Source organism: Shewanella sp. FeAMO, from assembly GCF_053653955.1.
The window spans coordinates 141,447-158,850 of the sequence record NZ_CM132201.1 but is presented as its reverse complement, the minus strand read 5'-3'; the positions used below and the strand labels follow the sequence as shown (position 1 = coordinate 158,850).

Sequence of the window (17,404 nt, the reverse complement as noted above, 5' to 3'; positions counted from 1 at the left end):
CATGCTCTCTGTGAAGGTTCGATAATGACCAGTGCCAAACCCCAATTGATCAAGACCAATACCCAGGTGCCTTTGACCATTGCCGTGACTGCGGTCGATGAAAATGGCCAGTTGCAGGAGAAGTATGTTGCCTGTGAAAGACCACTGACGGTTTACCTCAACTGGCGACCGATAGTCACCCTGATGACCTTGGGTGCAAGAGCCGAGGCCCTGGCACTGGGTTACCTGAAGAATCAAGGCTTTATCAATGATGTATCGCAACTGGAATCTGTGATTGTCGACTGGGACGTGGCTTCCGCTGCCGTGATCACCCGTGAGCAGACTGAGAATCTGGACGCCAAGCTGGCCGACAAGACAGTTACCACAGGCTGTGGCCAGGGCACTGTCTTCGGCGGCTTTATGGAAGGATTGGACGACATAGTCCTGCCGCAACCGAAACTGAAGCAGAGCATGCTCTACTCCCTGTTGAAAAACATCAGTGAATACAACCAAACCTACAAGAATGCCGGCGCAGTTCACGGCTGTGGCCTGTGTGAAGCGGATAAGATAAAGTCCTTTGTCGAAGATGTTGGCCGCCACAATGCGGTGGATACCCTGGCCGGTGAGATGTGGCTGGAGCAGGACAGAGGCGACAACAAGATTTTTTACACCACGGGGCGGCTCACATCCGAGATGGTTATCAAGGTCGCCAAGATGGGGATCCCTGTGCTCTTGTCCCGCAGTGGTGTCACCCAAATGGGCCTGGAACTGGCACAAAAGCTGGGGATCACCATGGTCGCCCGCGCCAAGGGACGCCATTTCCTGGTGTACAATGGTGCCGACAATATCGAGTTTGATGCCAGCAATCCACGCTGATACCCAAGATACCAAGGAGATGTGATGACGGAGCCCAGCGAACTTGTCTATATGAGCGCCAAGCAGGTGGCCGAGTATCTGGACCTCAACGAAAAGAAGGTCTATGCCATGGCCAACGAGCGTATGCTGCCGGCGACCAAAATCACAGGTAAATGGCTGTTTCCAAAAATATTAATCGACCGTTGGATCATGGACTCCTGCCACAGTGGCATGTTAACCGACCGACTGTTGATCACCGGCAGTGATGACCCCTTGCTGTCGATGCAGGTGGCCAGATTGATGGCCCAGGTAGGCAGTCGAGAACTGATCAGCTACAGTGCCACAGGTTCCCGCCTGGGGCTGGAGCTCTTGTCCAAGGGCTACGCCGATGTCTGTACCTTGCATTGGGGCAGTTTAGAGGAGCGCAATATCCGTCATACGGCGTTGCTGAAGGGGTATCCCAACCACCAGCAATGGATCATGGTTCACGGCTATAACCGCCAGCAGGGGCTAATTGTGCGGCCGGATATGCACCACAGGTGTCAGGAAGAAAGCAAGGTACTGCAACTCTCCTGGCGTTGGGTTACCCGCCAAGGCGGCGCCGGCAGCCAGCAACATCTGGAACATTGGCTGTTGAAACAGGGCGCCAAGCTTGAGCAGCTCAACTCAGTACTCACCGCCTTCAGTGAGCGGGAGTTGGCCGGTTATATTGCCCGAGGCGATGCCGATATAGGTTTCGGCTGTCAGGCTGTCGCCATGGAAAGCGGCCTGAGCTTTGTGCCCTTGGTGACTGAGTCTTTCGACTTCGTCATGCCACAGGGGATCTACTTCCGCCGCCAGTTGCAGCAGCTGTTCAAGATGCTCGGCGGCAGCCACACCCGGCAGATGGCCGCCCTGCTCGGCGGCTATGACCTCACCGACTGTGGTCAGTTGCTTTGGAGTCCGGAGTAACTCGGATTTTCAATCCACTTTGAGGCCTGCCAGCGGCGGGCCTCAAGCCTTGAACTTCCACCATTGGCGTCTGGCGGCGGCATCAAAGAAACTCCAGGCCAATACCCGGGTCTGCTTATTGCCCTGCTGCATCTCCAGTATCTTGACTTCTTTGGTGCCAAGTTGCTTTAACGCCTGCTGACAAGGTTTGAGGTTGTCACCCTTGGACACCAGCGAAGAAAACCACAGCACTTGTCCGCCATAGTCGCGGCTTTCGTGAATCATCCGCAGCAGGAACCCCAGCTCACCACCATCGCACCAAAGCTCGGCCTGACAACCGCCGAAGTTCAGCTTGTGCTCCTGACGCTGATGTTGTTCACCGCGACTTGCCGCCAAATTGCGCTGTTTGCGTTCACTGCCGCTAAGGGCATCGGCAGCCGAGCCATGAAACGGCGGGTTACAGAGGCTGAAATCAAAACACTCTCCCGCCTGCAAAAGACCATGAAATATCTGTTCCGGTTCGGGCTGTAGCCGCAGTTCAATGGCGCTGACCAACTTGGGGTTGTGCTGTAAAACGCCGGCGACATTATCCAGCGCCACGGGGTTGATATCGGCCCCGACAAACTGCCAGCCATAGACACTTGAGCCAAGCAAGGGGTAGACGCCGTTGGCTCCCGTGCCTATATCCAGGCCGCGAATACGCCGGCCTTGGGGAATTTTACCGCCTTCGGCCAGCAGGTCGGCGATATGATGCAGATAGTCCACCCGCCCGGGGATGGGCGGGCACAGATAGCCCTCGGGCAACTGCCAACCCTGGATATGATAATGGTGCTGCAACAAGGCGGCATTGAGGGCCAAGACAGCTTGCGGCTCGGCAAAGGGAATCGAAACCTGGCCATAGTCTGTGGTGATAAGGTGAGGCGCAAGCGCAGGATAACTGGCGGCCAGGGCGGTAAAATCATAGCCCTGGCGGTGCAGGTTGCGCGGATGGAGGCCCTTGTCCTTGGCTTTTCCGCCCGTTTTAACCGAGGTTTTGCCGGCCGTCGTCTCTTGGGTCTTTTTCTTTACTCTTGTCCTAACCTTTATCTCGGCCCTGGCCTTGCCTTTCGAGGCGTTGAGCCGATGCTTTTTTACCTCAGTCATACAGGTATTTGGTAAACAGCAGATTCACCACCAGCGCCCGACCGGTTTCCTGCTCCAGCAAACGATTGACTGTGTCGTAACACTCACGGCGGATCTCTTCTCTGCCGGTAAGCGACTTGACCCTGTCCTCGGGTTGGTTACCGAGAATCTCCACTATCGCGGCCCGCAGCAGGGGATCATGGTGTTGCAAGGCCACCAGGTCCTGGGGATCTTTCACCATCAGCTCAACACTGATGCGCACAAACCCCAACTTCTTGCGGTTGGAGATATAGTTGGTCACTATTTCAGGCTCGAAGCCATAGTAAGCATAAGTATCTTCGGCGGGCTTTTCATCGGCCGCCATCACAGGCTGCAACATGCCTGCCAGCATAAAAAACAACAGTGTCAAAACGCGTTTCATATTGAGTATCAAGCTCCCGTGACTTGTGCCGACGCCCCTTGCGATCTATCTGCCTGTGGGCAAGCGTGATAGACTCCCGGGTTGTAATATTGTACCGGGTATCCGATGAGTGTGACCAGTTTAAGCTTTCCTTATGGTGAATCAATTCAGTGGTTTTCGCCAGAGCAATCACAGCAACTTCCCGCAGCGCCATTGCACGATTGGCTGCTGGCGACCGGCAGTCTCACCAAGAGACTCAAGAGTTGCTGCAACCACTTTGAGGTCAAACTGCTCGGCGAAGCCATGCTGCCCTCATCCACTCGGGAGTGGCAGGGTAAGGAACATAAAGCCATCTGGATCAGGGAAGTATTGCTCTGCCTGGACGGTACTCCCTGGGTCTTTGGCCGCACCCTGATCCCGGCAAAGCTGCTGGAGCAACAGCAGAGACTGGGCAAGTTGGGCACCCGCCCACTGGGAGAGTTGTTGTTCGGCGATATCGGCTTTGAACCCGGCGCCATAGAAGTCGCCAGTTTCGACAGCCAATCCAGGATTGCCTCCCTCGCCGATTCACTGTCACAACCCACCACTGAGGCAATATGGGGCAGAAGACGTTATTTTCACTTCCAGGAGCAACAGCTGATTGTCGGTGAAATTTTCCTGCCGGCGGCGGTTGCCGCCATTAACCAAGGCCCACTAGCCCCCTAATCAAACAAAGCCTTTGCTGAACTCCCCAAAACATAAGGGACGCCAAGGCGTCCCTTATTCTGTCAACGCCTGCGCCGCCAGGCGATTAGCGCCAGCCCCAATAGGCTCAGGCCACCGAGACTGCCACCACCGCCGCCGGAACTGCTTTCAGTCGTATTGGGTGCAACCGGGTTGGAGACCACCAAGGTGCGACTATTACTGCTCTGATTATTCTGTGAGTCAGTCACTGTCAGGCGCACACTGTAGCTGCCCGCCGCACTGTAGGTATGCGAGGGAGAAGCAACTGTGCTGCTCTGGCCATCACCAAAGTCCCACTGATAACTGAGTTCTCCGCTGCCACCGCGGCTGAGATTATTGAACTGCACGGTTAAACCTGTACCACTGATATCGAACAGCGCCGACAGAGGAATGCTGACAGTCAGTTGCAAGCTGGTCACGGTCTGCCGGTTATTGGCGTCTGTCACCGTCAGTGTGACTGTGTAGGTGCCGGACTCACTGTAGCTGTACTGAGGCGTCGCTTGAGTGCTGCCAACGCCGCCGACACCAAAGTCCCACTGATAAGTGTAAGGTGCAGTACCGCCACTGAGATTGGCGCTGAAACTGACATCACCACCTTCCTGCTGGGCCGAAATGCTGGCGCTGAGTTCTGTGCCGTTGCTGTCGCCGCGTTTACTCACCAACAGCTGCGCCTGACTGCTGTCTTGCTCCTGGGTCAGCAGCTGCACCATAAGACCCAGCTTGGGCAGCACCAGGCCAGCCTGAGGCTTGAGTGGTGCACTATAGTCATCGCTGTCATCAAACAGACTATTGTTACCAAGATGGGTATCACCGAAGAAAGCCGACTGTGGATAGAGACTGAAACTGGCATCACGGACCTGCACCTCAGAGTCCCGGTTACCTATCAGGTTTTGATCCGCATCTACCACCCCAATGAGGCCGTATCCAGGATGCTCGGCCACCTTGTTATCGCTGTAGGCCAAGTTTTCGTACCAAACCAAGAGCCCCGGCTCATAGCTATCCTGCTGCAGTCCGGCATCAACGCCCTGATAGTTGCGCAGTTGCAGCAGATAACGCCGCGGCGCGCCTGGGCGAGTATCGTCGGTGCGAACAAAACCGGAAAGCACCACAGTCTCCAGAGCCGTCTCGGCATCATCGCTATAGACCAGATTGCCGTCACTCTCGAGACGTATATCGTCGACAGCAAAGCCATAGCCACCGACCGCCTCATCGGTACGATACACCAGGCTTATCTGCTTGCTCATACCGGCATAGGCGCTGAGATCAAAGCTTATCTCCTGCCAGCCCTGTTCCCCCTCACCACCGGACAAGGCCGCCGAGTCACCACTAATAATATTGGCGGCATTGTTGATGCTGTTGCTGCTCTTGGTATGGCTTCCCGCCAATGGCACCCCATCCACCAACAGCTGCACATAGTCGTAGTCCTGCTCTATCTGCCAATGGGCCTTCATCTTCAGGGTCAAACTGGTACTCATGGGTAGTTGCAACTCGAACGACAATGCATTGTTGAGCTGATCGCCCTGATTCGAATAGTACTGGTATTGCCCCTGATAGGCAGGGGTGAAGGAAATAGAATCGGACGGCAGCTTGATGGCCAACTGGTTTACACCACTGCTATTGGCATGCTCCAGCGTCACTTGAGTACCGTTGCTATCCAGCGCCTGATAATCCAGGGATTGTTCGTTGACCCAGCGGCCCTTGTATCTGTCCTGCAGGAATGAGCGGGCATAGGGGCTGAAACCACTTGGCTGCGAGCCTCTCGGAGAACCTGCCCAGCTGCCGCCGGACATCAGAGACCAGAGGCCCACAGGCGAGCCATCGCTGGCTTCGGTACTGGTGTCATACTCATCCGGTAAACCGAGGTCGTGACCAAACTCATGGGTACAGACACCGGTTCCGGCATCCAGCGGCTGAATGGTGTAACCGAACAGACGCATATTGCTGCCCGGGATAGCCTGGCCATATTGACCTGGCGCCGAGGGAACAAAGAATCTGTGTGACCAGATGGCATCATCACCGAGCACGCCGCCACCGGCCTCTTCACCTATGCTGGAATGGAAGATCATCACATGATCCAAAATCCCATCGGGTTCATCCAGGTTGCCATCACCGTCGATATCATAAGGATCTTCAATATCATACTGCGCCAGCTCATCGGCGCTCATGGTAGCAACTGCAGCCGCGACCGCCTCTTCCACCAATTCGGTGGCAGCCTTGTCGTCATTGTTGTTATTCGGGTCGTTGGCACCATAGTAGGCGGCATTCTGGCTGGCTCTGAACCAACCTTTCACATCACCGTTGAAGAAAAAGCTCTGGCCGGAAACGGCTTGATAGTACTGATAGGCTGAGGGCAGTGTTTGCCCCTGGGGCCCAGGGAAACCTGCATCGGAAAACAACAGACCACGGTAATGGGCTACCGGGTAGTTGGCGTAATACATCTCGGTATCGCCTGGACTCAGGCGATTGTTGTTATAGGGCAAGTCGGGAAAATCCACCAGCACGGCCAACACCTTGACCCGCTTGGTTACATCGGTATCGGCCACCCGCGACTGTGCCCGCATTAACTTGCTTTGACGCAGGCTATTACTTCGTGCCTGTTGCAGCAGTTGCTGTTCTCTGGCCTTGAGCACTTGTGCGGCCTTGCTGCCTGCACCAGTAGATTTGGCCGTATAGGCCGCCAGCGCCTGCTGCCGTTCCTCTTCAGAGGCCTCGGCATCAAGTTCACCGCGTTTCACCAGCCAATAGAGGATCTGCTCTTTATTGATCACTCCGGGATCCGCCGGAGCCGTAGCGGCTAAAACATTCGTTGCCCCAAATAGGCAAGATGCCCCCAAGGCCAGGGCCAGTAACGACTTCAAACTCATGACTTGGGCTCCTTAATACACTTTTCAAACTTCTGATTGCGCTGCTGGATATACTCAGAGACCTTGGCTTCGGCCTCTTGCTCACTCATTTGCGGAGTGATGATGTTGCGCTCTATCAGACTGGCTTTAATTTTAGCCCGATTTACTACAGGTGCCCCACTGCCACAGGGCAACAAAGGTTTAACCTCTCGGTTTCCTTCCTGAACGACATCGGTTCCCGTGCCTTCCCCGGCCTGACAGGCACCCAGAAACAAACAGATAGCAAGAGTTGATGGCAGTCGCACCGGTCGCACCTTATCGTTAACAGAGATAGTACAGAAGATTAACAGCAGCACATGAGATTGCACAGCAGAAAGTCGCGACCAATTCGCCTCATTCAGGGATTATTCAGCCTCAGACAACAAACCTTCACTATAAAGCAACAACAAGACCGAAGCTGACCAGCTGAAGTTGGTGCAATGCAGTCCTTCTCCACTGAGCGGATGGTAATTTTCCCGTATCGGCAGATCCCGGCTATCGGCGGCAGTGGCCGCCAGCAAACGCCGCGACATTGCACTTGCCTGTTGCCGGTAACCGTAATGCTGCAACCCCTTGATGGCAAAGAAGGCCTGATCCAGCCATACCGGCCCGCGCCAGTATCTGTCGGGGGCAAACTCTGGGCTGTCGCGGCTCACGGTCGGAAACGGCACCTGGGTGCCGAAGCTTTCTGGCCTAAGTTGCCGCTTTACCAGCGCTTCGGCCTGCTCAGGCGAAGCGACACTGGCCCACAGCGGGATCCAACCTTCAGTGCCCTTATTGTCGCTGAGCAATCGCCGCTTGCCCTCGGCATCGAAGCGTACATCGTAGAAGAAACCGCTGGCAGGGTCGTAAAACGTCTGCCGAATCGCTTGTCCCAGTCGCTGGGCCTGTTGCCGCAGTTGCATTGCTTCGGCTTCCCGCCCCAGCAGACTGGCCATTTGCGCCAGATACTGCTTATCGGCATAGAGAAATGCATTGAGATCGACACTCTCCTGATTGAGTGAGTAGCCGAGCAAACGCCCCTTGGCGTCGCGATTTTCCAGTACTTTCAAGCTGTTATCTGCATCGAATCTGGGCGCATTGTCCATCCCGGACTCCCAGGCTGCTGCCTGAATGATGGCATCACGATTAAGCGACCCGGGCTCACCGTGCAGCGGATGCAGATTGGCGCCATATTCTGCCAGGCCATTGCCGTCATGATCCCGGTTGCGATACCACCAGGCATGCAGGGCCATCAGTCTTGGGTAAAGCTCGGCGACAAATGCCTTGTCACCGTCCTGAAGGTAAATCTCCCATACGGCCCAGGCCGCCAGCGGCGGTTTGCCATTCCGCTCATTCCAGTTGCCGCCGTCACCGCCGCGGGCCGCATCTTGGTTGTAAAACACCGCATCCGGCATGCTGCCGGCATCCTGGGGCCTGACGGGATCCTGCTCATCAAATTGATAGTCAAACATCGCCCGCACATTGGACTTGGCAAGCCAGGGCTCGACTCGCGCCAAGGCCACCGCCTGTTTCCAGCTATCCCAGGCCCAGAGACCATTGAACCATTGGTAGGTGACCGAAGGCGTTACCCCGTGGTGACGCAGGGCCCCGGCCGGGCTGCGCCAGTTATGTGCCAGGGTGCTGATGGCCCTGGCCGCCATGCGCTTTTGCCCCAAGTCACCATCGGCTAACTTGGCCAGACGCCAACCCCAGCGACTATGGTTGCGCTCGGCGCTCTGCAACAACTTAGGCCACTGCAGCGGCTTTGCCTCAGCTGCGGTGTGAAAATATTGTTGGGCACTGAGAAAACTGCGCCGCTCAGAGGGGGCCAGGTTCAGCACTTCAGAACTGGCTCGGTACCCCCGAGCCCCCCGCTCTTCCAGGAAGGTGGGTTCACGGAAGCTTATGCGGAATTTGGCATCATCGAGCAGCAGCGACCAGGTTTTTCTCAGTGGCCGAAACTGCCACTCCAGTTGATTGGTCGCAAATTGTCTGCCGGCAATCCAGGGCTTGCCTACCGCCTTGTCGAAGGGCTCTCCCTGCCACTGCAATTGCCACTGACCGGCTTGGGAGCCGGTATTTTCCAGTACAGTCTCAATCAGAGAACTGCGCTCATCGGCGAAATAGAGCCTGGTACTTAGGCTGAGATCTTTCCAGCGATATTCCTGATACAGGCCATCCGGGCGACTGAACAGGCGTCTCTCCGCTTCGGCAAAATTCTTAGCCTGCCCTGTGCTCAACTCCAATACACTGAGGTGCTGCAAGCTGGGCGCCAGATGTAGGCTGTATTCCTGGGCGATGATCAAGGGGCCGGTGAAGCTGCCATAAAATGCAGGATCGTCCGGCAGGTGGTATCCATGCCAAGCGCCCATATCCATGTAGACAGCGGGGATCTTCAGATTCCCGGCGACGTCCCGCTCCTGTGCTTGTTGCGGCGTGCCTTGATAGGGCAAGAGATTGTCATAATCTCCGGCGGCCAGACTCAAAGCACAGATCAGGGCACAACTAAGCACTTCTACCTCGACTCAACAAAACGGTTAACAACTCAGGGATTCAAATATCGGGAGACACCATCGAGGAACATCTGCACCGAAATCATCACCAGCACCATGCCCATCAAGCGCTCGACCGCCGTGAGCCCCTTGTCACCCAACACCCGGGTAAATAGCTTATAGAACATCAGGATAACCACACTGGCGCCCCAAGCCGCTACCAGGGCTATGGTCCAGTCCGTCATACGGCTGCTATCCGTATGGGCCAGCAGTATCAGCGCCGCCAGAATCGAAGGGCCCGCCATCAAGGGAATCGCCATCGGCACAATGAAAGGCTCTTCACCGGCGGCCAGGCCCACCACCCCACCGGGTTGGGGGAAGATCATCCTGATGGCTATCAGGAACAGGATAATGCCACCGGCAATACTGACCGATTCTGACTTGAGGTTGAGGAAACTCAGGATGGCTTCACCGGCGTAAAGAAACAACAGCATGATCAACAAGGCAAAAATCAGCTCTCTGATCAGCACTCGGCGGCGTTTCTTGGGCTCTATATGACGCAATATAGAGGCAAAGATAGGCAAGTTGCCCAAGGGATCCATAATGAGAAACAGCATTACGGCAGCCGACAGAGTATCCATAAATATCCATTCACCAACAAAACAACATAGAGTCGACTATTGTATAACTTTTTGGTCACCGGCAGTGGACTTTTATCCTTGGTCTCGGGTGGAAAATCCTTCAAGGTAAATTCCAGGTAACGGCACTGCTCATTTGCGCAGCTGCTGGTATACTATGGCGTTCTCTAAACTTCAGCCGTGAAATTCATGCTCTATCTCGTCGCCAGTTGTATCGCCCTGCTCCTGGGTCCACTGTTTTATCGCTACTTCTCTTCAGGAAGCGGTTTGCAGAAGGGTCTGGACGGCTTTATTTTTGTTTCCCTCGGCGGCCTGGTACTGATCCATATCCTGCCGGAACTGCTGGAACACGGCGGCATACTGGCGATCATCTTCGTAATCCTCGGCCTTTGGGGCCCGAGTGCCAGCGAGAAGTTGTTTCATCGCTATTCAGAGATCACCCATAACCTAACCCTCACGCTGGGGATCGGCGGCTTGTTGCTGCACACCATCACAGATGGTGGCGCCATGGTGCTGGCACAACAGGAAGGCAACTCCAGCCTGTTGGCGCTTGGGGTAATCATGCACAGGCTGCCTGTGGGCCTGGCGATTTGGTGGTTACTCAAACCCCAGGTCGGCACCCGTTGGGCCAGCCTGGTTTTGTTGGCCATGATGGCGCTGACTTCTGTGGGCTACTTCGCCGGTGAGCAGCTGCTCAGCCATCTGAGCCTGGATAATACCGTTTACCTGCAAGCCTTTGTCACAGGTTCTATTTTGCATGTGGTGCTGCATCAGCCCCATGGCCATGGGCAGCAAACCCCAAGCAGCAAATATGAATACCATGCCGGCATAGGCAGCCTGCTGGGGATAGGCCTGCTGGCATTGCTGCTGATGATGGATTCCGGCGGCCACCAACACGCTCATCATGACCACAGCACAGATCAACTGCTGCACTGGCTGTTGTTACTGGCCCCGGTATTGCTGGCGGCCTACGCCCTGGCCAGCATACGTTTTGCCGCGGGGCTGTCACCTACTCAAGCCTCACTACCGGGGCGCTGGCTGCAACGCCTCGCCGGCCCCGAAGCCTTGTTGCTGACCTTGATACTGCTGGGCTGGCAATTTGCCCTGCTGCAAGCACTCGCTCTTGTCGCGTTGGGACTGTTTTTGAGCCGTGCCCACGTCGAATTGACCGATCCCCACGCCAAGGTGCCGCAGTCGCCCTGGCATTTCGGTTTTACCCATCTGGTGGATAGAAGCGCGCCCTGGATCTTGCTCAGTCTGATCCTCGCCAATCTGATAGGCCATCCGTCAGTGCCGCTGTCGCATCCGGTGGCGCAAGTGCTGGTGCTGGCCTTGCTGTTTCTGCCGCTGCGTTTCTGTAATCTGGGCGCCACCGTGTTGGCTATGTCGCTAACCTACAGTGGCTGGAGCCCCTTGGCAGTAGCCTTGACCCTGATAGCCGCACCTGTGCTTAACCTGTCACAACTCAAGTTGATGAGCTGGAGCCAACGGCTCGGTATGTTACTGCTGCTACTCATTTTGCTTAGCGGCATTGCCTGGTGGCAACCACAGTGGCGTGAACTGGGCGATCTGCCGAAAGAGATAAGCTACCCGGCGCTGACGCTGCTGTGTCTGCTCTACTCCAGCAGCTTGCTTCGTCAGGGGCCACGCAAGTTTTTGCGGGGAATGTGGCTGGCCAAAGGCCACAGCCATGATCATGGCTCGGGACAACACAATGACTCAGGCCACAACCATGGTTCACATAGCCACGGTTCGAGCAGCCATGACTCACACAGCCATGCTCACCATAATGGCCATGAGCATCAAGACAAAGGCTCTCACTGATTTAACCCTGTCAATTGGCGCCTTTGTTGGCTAACTTGTGGGATAAGCCCGCATTTAGACCAGGCATAAGGACAGCCCATGTGCATTCTGTTTCTGGCGCTGGATCAGCACCCGGATTATCCGCTGATCCTCTGCGCCAATCGCGATGAGTTTCATCACAGGCCCACGGCCCCGGCACACTTTTGGCCACCACAGCAGCAACTGCTGGCGGGTAAGGATCTGCAGGCCGGGGGTACCTGGCTTGGCTGTAATCGCCTGGGAACGGTGGCCGGCCTCACCAATATCCGTCAGCCGATCACTCAGCCGGATGGTATGCGCAGCCGCGGGGAGTTGGTACTCAAGGCGCTCGATAGCCAAACGCCAATAGAGCCGCAATGGCTCAGCGAGCACAGCGACAACTATAATCCTTTCAATCTGGTTTTCGGCCAGGGCAAGCACTTTTGGTGTTATCACAGCCCGGATAAGTCATTGCGCCGCTTGAACAGGGGCTTTCACGCCATCAGCAATGGTGCCTTGGATGATATCTGGCCCAAGATGGCCCGCGGCGAGCAGGCGTTGGAGCGATTGATAAGCCAATCGGCCAAGCCGGATATAGATAAGCTGCTGGCAATAATGCGTGATGAGACCCCGGCGCCGGACACCAGCCTGCCAACCACAGGTGTCAGCCTGGAATGGGAGCGGCGTCTGTCGTCCATCTATATTCGCCACCCGGAATACGGCACCCGGGCCACCAGCCTGATATTCCTCTCCCGCGAGGGTCAGCTGAACTTTTACGAAGCCAGGTATGATGGCAAGGGGCGGCAATTGAGGTTGGAGCAGTTCAGTTTTGCGCTGACAAACGCGGAGCCACTATGCTGATAGCGCCGCGGATCTGCCCCGGCTGATAACCTCTGGCGCTGTCATTCGGGTAGTACTTATCCAATGCGGTTTTGACCTCGGGCGCCAATTGGCTACCGTGGCAGGTGAGGCAAAGCGGCGCTACACCCTGGGCCTTCATAAAGCGCAGCTGTGACTCTGTCTGGGCAACCTGGCTCAGAGTCTGCGGGTCTTCACCGGCTGCGGCCCGCGTATCAAATGACAGCAAAACCTGTCGCTGCCAAGCCTCCGGCTCGGCCGCCGGATTACGGGGTTTCAGACTGACACGTTTCACCTGCCAACCACTCTCGACCGAGAGCTGGCGGGCAATTTCCGGCGCCTTATGGGAACAAACCTCGATGGCTGCCACCGGGCCACCTTCGGCCAGAGCTTGCTGCAGTTGCGGCTTGAGTGTTTGGGCAAAGCGCTTGGCCAGCGAGGCTGCCTCAGTTTTGAATTCTGCCGTTGCCGGCTCGGCTATGGCTTGATTCACCAAGGCGAAAGCCACCAAGGCGATAAGTGTAGGTTTCAACATAGGGCACTCCATTAGATTTTTTTAATGGATAGATATTAGATAAATCTAATTCCCTATGCAAGTCATGATGAGTGATCGTGAGTGATTACCCAGTGGTCGTCTTTCTTCTCCAGCAACAGGGTAAAGACCCCGGATGGGCTGTCCTTTTGCCTTAGCAGTACCCAACGACCGGCCACCAAGGCGGAATAGTTACTCAACATCTGCACATCCTTGAGCTCCAGCTTGAGCTGGCCCATAGTCGCGCGATCCGGATAGCTGCGCTTATAGGCGGCCAGCATCTTGTCCCAGCCATATCTGAACTCGCCTTTGGAGACAAATCTCAGCTTGGGATCGTGCCAGTAGCCCAACATATAGGCATTGATGTCGCCTTGATTCCAGGCTTGTTGCTGACGATTGAGCAACTCGGTAATTTCATCTGTCGGTACCGCTTTGGCCGGGGCGATCGCAAGCAGCAGTACAGACAGGAGCCCAAAGATTAATTTTTTCATACTCCCTCCTTTGCACCTCCCTGAACAAGACCCGGAAACTGTGTCGCCACAATCACTGGGCTTCTATGTATGATACTAACCTATCTGTTTGGGAAGTGCTTCTTGCAAAGGACCAGGGCCATTTGCTGCGAACCATGCCTTGCATCCAGTCCTGTAAGCCGACGCAGAGCACATATGAGATTCGTTCGCATCTTACCTTGTACGATAGGGACAGATCTGGGTAAATCATCGTCTTGGTATGATGTGGACGGCCAGGCTGTGTTCAGGAAGAAGAACCCAGGCTTGCACAAACGGGATAATGCTGAAATCATGTTTTCCCTCGGCCACTGCTTAAGTGAAGGTTTATGTTAAGTCAATGAAAGTCTTCGCCAAGCACAGGACTGACGTCTCCCTGACCACTTTTGGACTATACCTTTAATCAACCCAAGGTTTGGCATCTCTCTATGTTTAAAAAAATCTGCCAATGGCTGCTTTCTCTGTTCGGCTGGCAAATTCGCGGACAACTGCCAGACTCCCCGCAGTATCTGGTGATAGTGGCCCCCCACACCAGTAACTGGGATTTTATTCTCGGTGTGCTCGCCCGTGGGGCTCTGGCGGTCAAGATCCACTTTCTCGGCAAGCATCAACTCTTCATTCCTCCCTGGGGCTGGTTTTTCAGAGCCATAGGCGGCAGCCCGGTAGACAGACGCAAGAACAACAATCTGGTCGATGCGGTCAGCGAGTTGTATCGTCAGGATCCCAACTTCAAGCTGGCGCTTGCTCCGGAAGGCACCCGCAGCCCGGTGAAGCGTTGGAAGACAGGCTTCTACCATATCGCCTCCAAGGCAGGGGTACCGATTGTGGCCGTGGGGTTGGACTTCAGCCAGAAGGCGGTAGTGATCAATCAGCCTTTGATACCGAGTGCGGACATGCAGCAAGACATGGATCAGCTTATCGCCTTCTACCGCGGTATTCGCGGCCGCTTCCCCAAGGCGATTCCGGACTATTCAGCGGACAAGTGAGTCTTGTCCGGCAGGCGTCACGGGACTATAGTGACGCTTACCCGGAAACTTTGTATACAAAATTATGGATCACCAGACCTTCCTGCTGTACCTGTTTGCGATCTTACTGATAGCCATCTCCCCCGGCCCGATCGCCATGTTATCTATCTCTCACGGGATCCATTTTGGTAAACGCCGCAGTCTGGCCACGGCCTTGGGGAGTGTCACAGCAGCCTTGCTGTTGATGCTGGCTTCCATCGCTGGACTGAGCGCCCTGCTGCATGCCAGCGAATACGGCTTTACCCTGCTCAAATGGTGCGGTGCCGCTTACCTTATGTATCTGGGGATTAAACTGCTGCTCACCAAGCCCCATGCGGCCGAGCAAAGTGTCGGCCCCAAGGGACATGGCCATCCTCTCAGTCTGTTTCGACAGGCGTTTCTGGTGGGGATCAGCAATCCCAAGGATCTGCTGTTTTTCGCCGCCCTGTTTCCACAGTTTATCGACGTAAGCGCACCCCAGGGACCTCAGTTGGCAGTATTGGCTTCCACCTGGGCCTTGGTAGACTTCAGCTTTGTGATGATTTACGCCTCTATGGCCAGTGTGCTGGCCTCATGGCTTAAGCGCAGCCAACGGCTGCATTGGTTGGATCGCGTCAGTGGCGGGGTGTTTGTCACCCTCGCCACTGTATTGGCCGTTAAAGATTAAGGAAGGGCTTTAGGGAAGGTGTAAATAAGCCTACGTGGGTTTATTTGCACCGGCTCCATTATCTTTTAAGCTGCGAATATCATTGCCGGTTGGGCCCTGGAAGGCACGCAGATCGAATTGTGGCAAGATGGCAAAGATATGATCGAAGATATCTGACTGAATATCTTCATAATATGCCCAGCGGGTATCATTGGTGAAGATATATAACTCGATCGGCAGACCTTCGGTGGTGGGTGCCAACTGCCGCACCATCAGGGTCATCTCCTTATGCACCTTGTCGTGGTGCTTGAGATACTCCAGCAGGTAGGCTCTGAAGGTTCCCACATTGGTCAGCCTGCGGCCATTGACCGGCATTTCGATATCCGACACCTTGGCATTACATTCAGTGATCTCATGGATCTTTTTCGGCAGATACTCTTTCAACAGGTTAATCTTCTCCAGCTTCTTCCTGTCCTCTTCGGTCAGAAAACGTATGCTGTTGATATCTATGTTGACCGAGCGCTTGATTCGGCGGCCGCCGGACTCAGACATACCACGCCAGTTACGGAAGGCGTCTGATACCAGCGCATAGGCCGGGATCATTGTGATGGTCTTGTCCCAGTTGCGAACCTTGACCGTTGTCAGCGACACCTCTTCCACCGCGCCATCGGCGCCGTATTTATCCATCTGGATCCAGTCGCCGGTGCTGACCATGCGGTTAGCCGCCAGCTGAATACCGGCAACAAACCCCAAAATGGTGTCCTTGAACACCAACATCACCAAACCTGTGGCGACACCCAAGCCGCTGAGGAAGTAGACAGGAGACTGGTTGGCGAGCACAGAGATGGAAATAATGATGGCAACGAAGAACAGGAACAGCTTTATCAACTGCACAAAGCTCTTCACCGGTAGACGACGGCTAATCAGCTTAACGTCCGCCACCTCGTTGACCGCATCCAATGCCGAATAGGCAGCGCGGATCAGCAAGACGACCAGCCAGACACTCAGCAGCCTGTCGACCAGACTGGCCAGCAGTTTATGGTCTGTCAGTGCTATGGGGATCAGCAGGTTGAGCACCAGGGCCGGCACCAGCATGGCCAGCTTTTCCAACACTCTGTGGCGCATAAAGATGTCGTCCCAGGTGACCTTGGAACGTTGAATCACCAGGTTCATCGCCCGCACCACACCGCGACGAACAATGAAATAAGCCAGTCCCGCCAACAACAGGCAGGCAAGCACCATGAGCGAAGTGGACAAACCGTCGGCTGGCTGGCTATCGATACCCAGCTGCGATAACCAGTGTGACAGTTCGAATCTCAAGTCTTTGTCCAAGTTATCCAAAATTAACCTCTCAGAGAAAAATCACTCATCCCGACTCAAACCTGAGTCAGGTTGCAGAGTAACATACAGGTGTTAACTTTGGCTGAACAGTCGATCCCGTCCGCACAGGAAAACGTGCGCTCAATCACCTTTTAGGGCGAGCACCACTTCAGCACCCAATGGCTGCTGGAAGTGCTCCAGGTGATCTATGGGAAGCCCGGAAATCAATAACTCTCTGTGATTGTGCCAGTCGAGCTTCAACTCATCGTGGCGACCAGATACCACCAGCAAACTCGGAAAATGCTCACCCGACTCAAGATCAGTCAAGTCCAGATGGCTCTGCCAATGTCCGTGCCCGTGCAGGCTGCAGTTGGAGAAACTGATGTCGGCCTGCCAATCTTTATCCGGCGACCAACTACTCAGCAGTATCGATTCCTGACAGTGCTCGCTATGGTCAGGTAGTGTGCCCACCCAACCTGCCACATGGAACAGACTCCAAGAGGCCAGCAACAGGTAAAAGCATCCCCCGCCAAATTGCAGAGCCTTCGACAACCAGGCCTTGGTATTCGACGGCATACCCTCTCCAAACTATCAAATAGACTAAGAGCGGGATCATATAGGGGGGTATGCTGTAAGTAAACGCTGACCAAAGAGTTACAAACTTGGCGATTGTTTCATTGAATGGTTTAATTCGCCACAAAGCCGGGTGGATGT

The 17,404-nt window shown here is 55.1% G+C and carries 17 protein-coding genes; 7 read left to right on the top strand and 10 right to left on the bottom strand.

Annotated elements, in window-relative coordinates; all coding sequences use genetic code 11:
* Window positions 1-24 precede the first annotated feature (24 nt).
* Both ACWAU4_RS00720 and ACWAU4_RS00715 read left to right on the top strand, forming a co-directional pair.
* A complete protein-coding gene (locus tag ACWAU4_RS00720) occupies window positions 25-855 on the top strand; it encodes a formate dehydrogenase accessory sulfurtransferase FdhD (RefSeq protein WP_025889561.1) in 831 nt (276 codons plus the stop codon).
* Window positions 856-879: 24 nt separating this feature from the next.
* On the top strand, window positions 880-1,785 hold the full coding sequence (locus tag ACWAU4_RS00715; RefSeq protein ID WP_025010607.1) for a helix-turn-helix transcriptional regulator: 906 nt from the start codon (window positions 880-882) through the stop codon (window positions 1,783-1,785).
* A gap of 42 nt (window positions 1,786-1,827) precedes the next feature.
* On the opposite strand, the gene rlmF is transcribed toward ACWAU4_RS00715, so the two are convergent.
* Both rlmF and ACWAU4_RS00705 read right to left on the bottom strand, forming a co-directional pair.
* Window positions 1,828-2,907, bottom strand: coding sequence for a 23S rRNA (adenine(1618)-N(6))-methyltransferase RlmF (rlmF, locus tag ACWAU4_RS00710; RefSeq protein ID WP_454290411.1), 1,080 nt, complete (start codon window positions 2,905-2,907; stop codon window positions 1,828-1,830).
* Window positions 2,900-3,307: a flagellar basal body-associated protein FliL gene (locus tag ACWAU4_RS00705; RefSeq protein WP_025010605.1), complete on the bottom strand. Its 408-nt coding sequence runs from the start codon at window positions 3,305-3,307 to the stop codon at window positions 2,900-2,902. Before ACWAU4_RS00705 ends, rlmF begins: the two co-directional genes overlap by 8 nt.
* Before the next feature lie 105 nt (window positions 3,308-3,412).
* Between ACWAU4_RS00705 and ACWAU4_RS00700 the strand changes: the two genes are divergently transcribed.
* On the top strand, window positions 3,413-3,991 hold the full coding sequence (locus ACWAU4_RS00700; protein ID WP_025889557.1) for a chorismate--pyruvate lyase family protein: 579 nt from the start codon (window positions 3,413-3,415) through the stop codon (window positions 3,989-3,991).
* Between the two features lie 62 nt (window positions 3,992-4,053).
* Here the strand turns inward: ACWAU4_RS00700 and ACWAU4_RS00695 are convergent, their stop codons facing one another.
* The 4 genes from ACWAU4_RS00695 to ACWAU4_RS00680 form a co-directional block, all read right to left on the bottom strand.
* A complete protein-coding gene (locus ACWAU4_RS00695) occupies window positions 4,054-6,873 on the bottom strand; it encodes an immune inhibitor A domain-containing protein (RefSeq protein ID WP_454290410.1) in 2,820 nt (939 codons plus the stop codon).
* The gene (locus ACWAU4_RS00690) at window positions 6,870-7,157 is read right to left on the bottom strand and encodes a hypothetical protein (protein ID WP_454290409.1); all 288 of its coding nucleotides are present in this window, start codon (window positions 7,155-7,157) and stop codon (window positions 6,870-6,872) included. Before ACWAU4_RS00690 ends, ACWAU4_RS00695 begins: the two co-directional genes overlap by 4 nt.
* 99 nt (window positions 7,158-7,256) lie before the next feature.
* On the bottom strand, window positions 7,257-9,386 hold the full coding sequence (locus ACWAU4_RS00685; protein WP_454290408.1) for an MGH1-like glycoside hydrolase domain-containing protein: 2,130 nt from the start codon (window positions 9,384-9,386) through the stop codon (window positions 7,257-7,259).
* A 32-nt stretch (window positions 9,387-9,418) separates the two neighbouring features.
* Window positions 9,419-10,006: a YhgN family NAAT transporter gene (locus ACWAU4_RS00680; protein ID WP_028780556.1), complete on the bottom strand. Its 588-nt coding sequence runs from the start codon at window positions 10,004-10,006 to the stop codon at window positions 9,419-9,421.
* 186 nt (window positions 10,007-10,192) lie between these two features.
* Between ACWAU4_RS00680 and ACWAU4_RS00675 the strand changes: the two genes are divergently transcribed.
* Together ACWAU4_RS00675 and ACWAU4_RS00670 are read left to right on the top strand one after the other, a co-directional pair.
* A complete protein-coding gene (locus ACWAU4_RS00675; RefSeq protein ID WP_454290407.1) occupies window positions 10,193-11,827 on the top strand; it encodes a ZIP family metal transporter in 1,635 nt (544 codons plus the stop codon).
* Between the two features lie 78 nt (window positions 11,828-11,905).
* The gene (locus ACWAU4_RS00670; protein WP_208182494.1) at window positions 11,906-12,685 is read left to right on the top strand and encodes an NRDE family protein; all 780 of its coding nucleotides are present in this window, start codon (window positions 11,906-11,908) and stop codon (window positions 12,683-12,685) included.
* On the opposite strand, the gene ACWAU4_RS00665 is transcribed toward ACWAU4_RS00670, so the two are convergent.
* The gene (locus tag ACWAU4_RS00665) at window positions 12,648-13,217 is read right to left on the bottom strand and encodes a Tll0287-like domain-containing protein (RefSeq protein WP_054745070.1); all 570 of its coding nucleotides are present in this window, start codon (window positions 13,215-13,217) and stop codon (window positions 12,648-12,650) included. The genes ACWAU4_RS00670 and ACWAU4_RS00665 overlap by 38 nt on opposite strands.
* Window positions 13,218-13,279: 62 nt before the next feature.
* Window positions 13,280-13,705 (bottom strand): YybH family protein, encoded by a 426-nt coding sequence (locus ACWAU4_RS00660; RefSeq protein ID WP_096142427.1) that lies wholly within the window; start codon window positions 13,703-13,705, stop codon window positions 13,280-13,282.
* Between the two features lie 443 nt (window positions 13,706-14,148).
* Here ACWAU4_RS00660 and ACWAU4_RS00655 point away from each other — a divergent pair, with 443 nt between their 5' ends.
* Window positions 14,149-14,706 (top strand): lysophospholipid acyltransferase family protein, encoded by a 558-nt coding sequence (locus tag ACWAU4_RS00655; protein WP_025010597.1) that lies wholly within the window; start codon window positions 14,149-14,151, stop codon window positions 14,704-14,706.
* A gap of 64 nt (window positions 14,707-14,770) precedes the next feature.
* Window positions 14,771-15,391, top strand: a complete 621-nt coding sequence (locus ACWAU4_RS00650) for a LysE family translocator (RefSeq protein WP_045283906.1) — start codon at window positions 14,771-14,773, stop codon at window positions 15,389-15,391.
* 30 nt (window positions 15,392-15,421) lie between these two features.
* On the opposite strand, the gene ACWAU4_RS00645 is transcribed toward ACWAU4_RS00650, so the two are convergent.
* Both ACWAU4_RS00645 and ACWAU4_RS00640 read right to left on the bottom strand, forming a co-directional pair.
* Window positions 15,422-16,702 carry a mechanosensitive ion channel family protein gene (locus ACWAU4_RS00645; RefSeq protein ID WP_025889546.1) on the bottom strand — a complete coding sequence of 427 codons (1,281 nt, stop codon included), beginning with the start codon at window positions 16,700-16,702 and terminating at the stop codon, window positions 15,422-15,424.
* A 129-nt stretch (window positions 16,703-16,831) separates the two neighbouring features.
* Window positions 16,832-17,266 carry a hypothetical protein gene (locus tag ACWAU4_RS00640; RefSeq protein ID WP_054745069.1) on the bottom strand — a complete coding sequence of 145 codons (435 nt, stop codon included), beginning with the start codon at window positions 17,264-17,266 and terminating at the stop codon, window positions 16,832-16,834.
* Window positions 17,267-17,404: the final 138 nt, after the last annotated feature.

What these genes read in the sequence shown, in the direction of transcription:
- ACWAU4_RS00670 (WP_208182494.1), top strand. Translation starts at nt 11,906, where the DNA reads ATGTGCATTCTGTTTCTGGCGCTGGATCAGCACCCGGATTATCCGCTG.
- ACWAU4_RS00720 (WP_025889561.1), top strand. Translation starts at nt 25, where the DNA reads ATGACCAGTGCCAAACCCCAATTGATCAAGACCAATACCCAGGTGCCT.
- ACWAU4_RS00660 (WP_096142427.1), bottom strand. Translation starts at nt 13,705, where the DNA reads ATGAAAAAATTAATCTTTGGGCTCCTGTCTGTACTGCTGCTTGCGATC.
- ACWAU4_RS00650 (WP_045283906.1), top strand. Translation starts at nt 14,771, where the DNA reads ATGGATCACCAGACCTTCCTGCTGTACCTGTTTGCGATCTTACTGATA.
- ACWAU4_RS00700 (WP_025889557.1), top strand. Translation starts at nt 3,413, where the DNA reads ATGAGTGTGACCAGTTTAAGCTTTCCTTATGGTGAATCAATTCAGTGG.
- ACWAU4_RS00705 (WP_025010605.1), bottom strand. Translation starts at nt 3,307, where the DNA reads ATGAAACGCGTTTTGACACTGTTGTTTTTTATGCTGGCAGGCATGTTG.
- ACWAU4_RS00715 (WP_025010607.1), top strand. Translation starts at nt 880, where the DNA reads ATGACGGAGCCCAGCGAACTTGTCTATATGAGCGCCAAGCAGGTGGCC.
- ACWAU4_RS00655 (WP_025010597.1), top strand. Translation starts at nt 14,149, where the DNA reads ATGTTTAAAAAAATCTGCCAATGGCTGCTTTCTCTGTTCGGCTGGCAA.
- ACWAU4_RS00640 (WP_054745069.1), bottom strand. Translation starts at nt 17,266, where the DNA reads ATGCCGTCGAATACCAAGGCCTGGTTGTCGAAGGCTCTGCAATTTGGC.
- rlmF (WP_454290411.1), bottom strand. Translation starts at nt 2,907, where the DNA reads ATGACTGAGGTAAAAAAGCATCGGCTCAACGCCTCGAAAGGCAAGGCC.
- ACWAU4_RS00695 (WP_454290410.1), bottom strand. Translation starts at nt 6,873, where the DNA reads ATGAGTTTGAAGTCGTTACTGGCCCTGGCCTTGGGGGCATCTTGCCTA.
- ACWAU4_RS00665 (WP_054745070.1), bottom strand. Translation starts at nt 13,217, where the DNA reads ATGTTGAAACCTACACTTATCGCCTTGGTGGCTTTCGCCTTGGTGAAT.
- ACWAU4_RS00680 (WP_028780556.1), bottom strand. Translation starts at nt 10,006, where the DNA reads ATGGATACTCTGTCGGCTGCCGTAATGCTGTTTCTCATTATGGATCCC.
- ACWAU4_RS00675 (WP_454290407.1), top strand. Translation starts at nt 10,193, where the DNA reads ATGCTCTATCTCGTCGCCAGTTGTATCGCCCTGCTCCTGGGTCCACTG.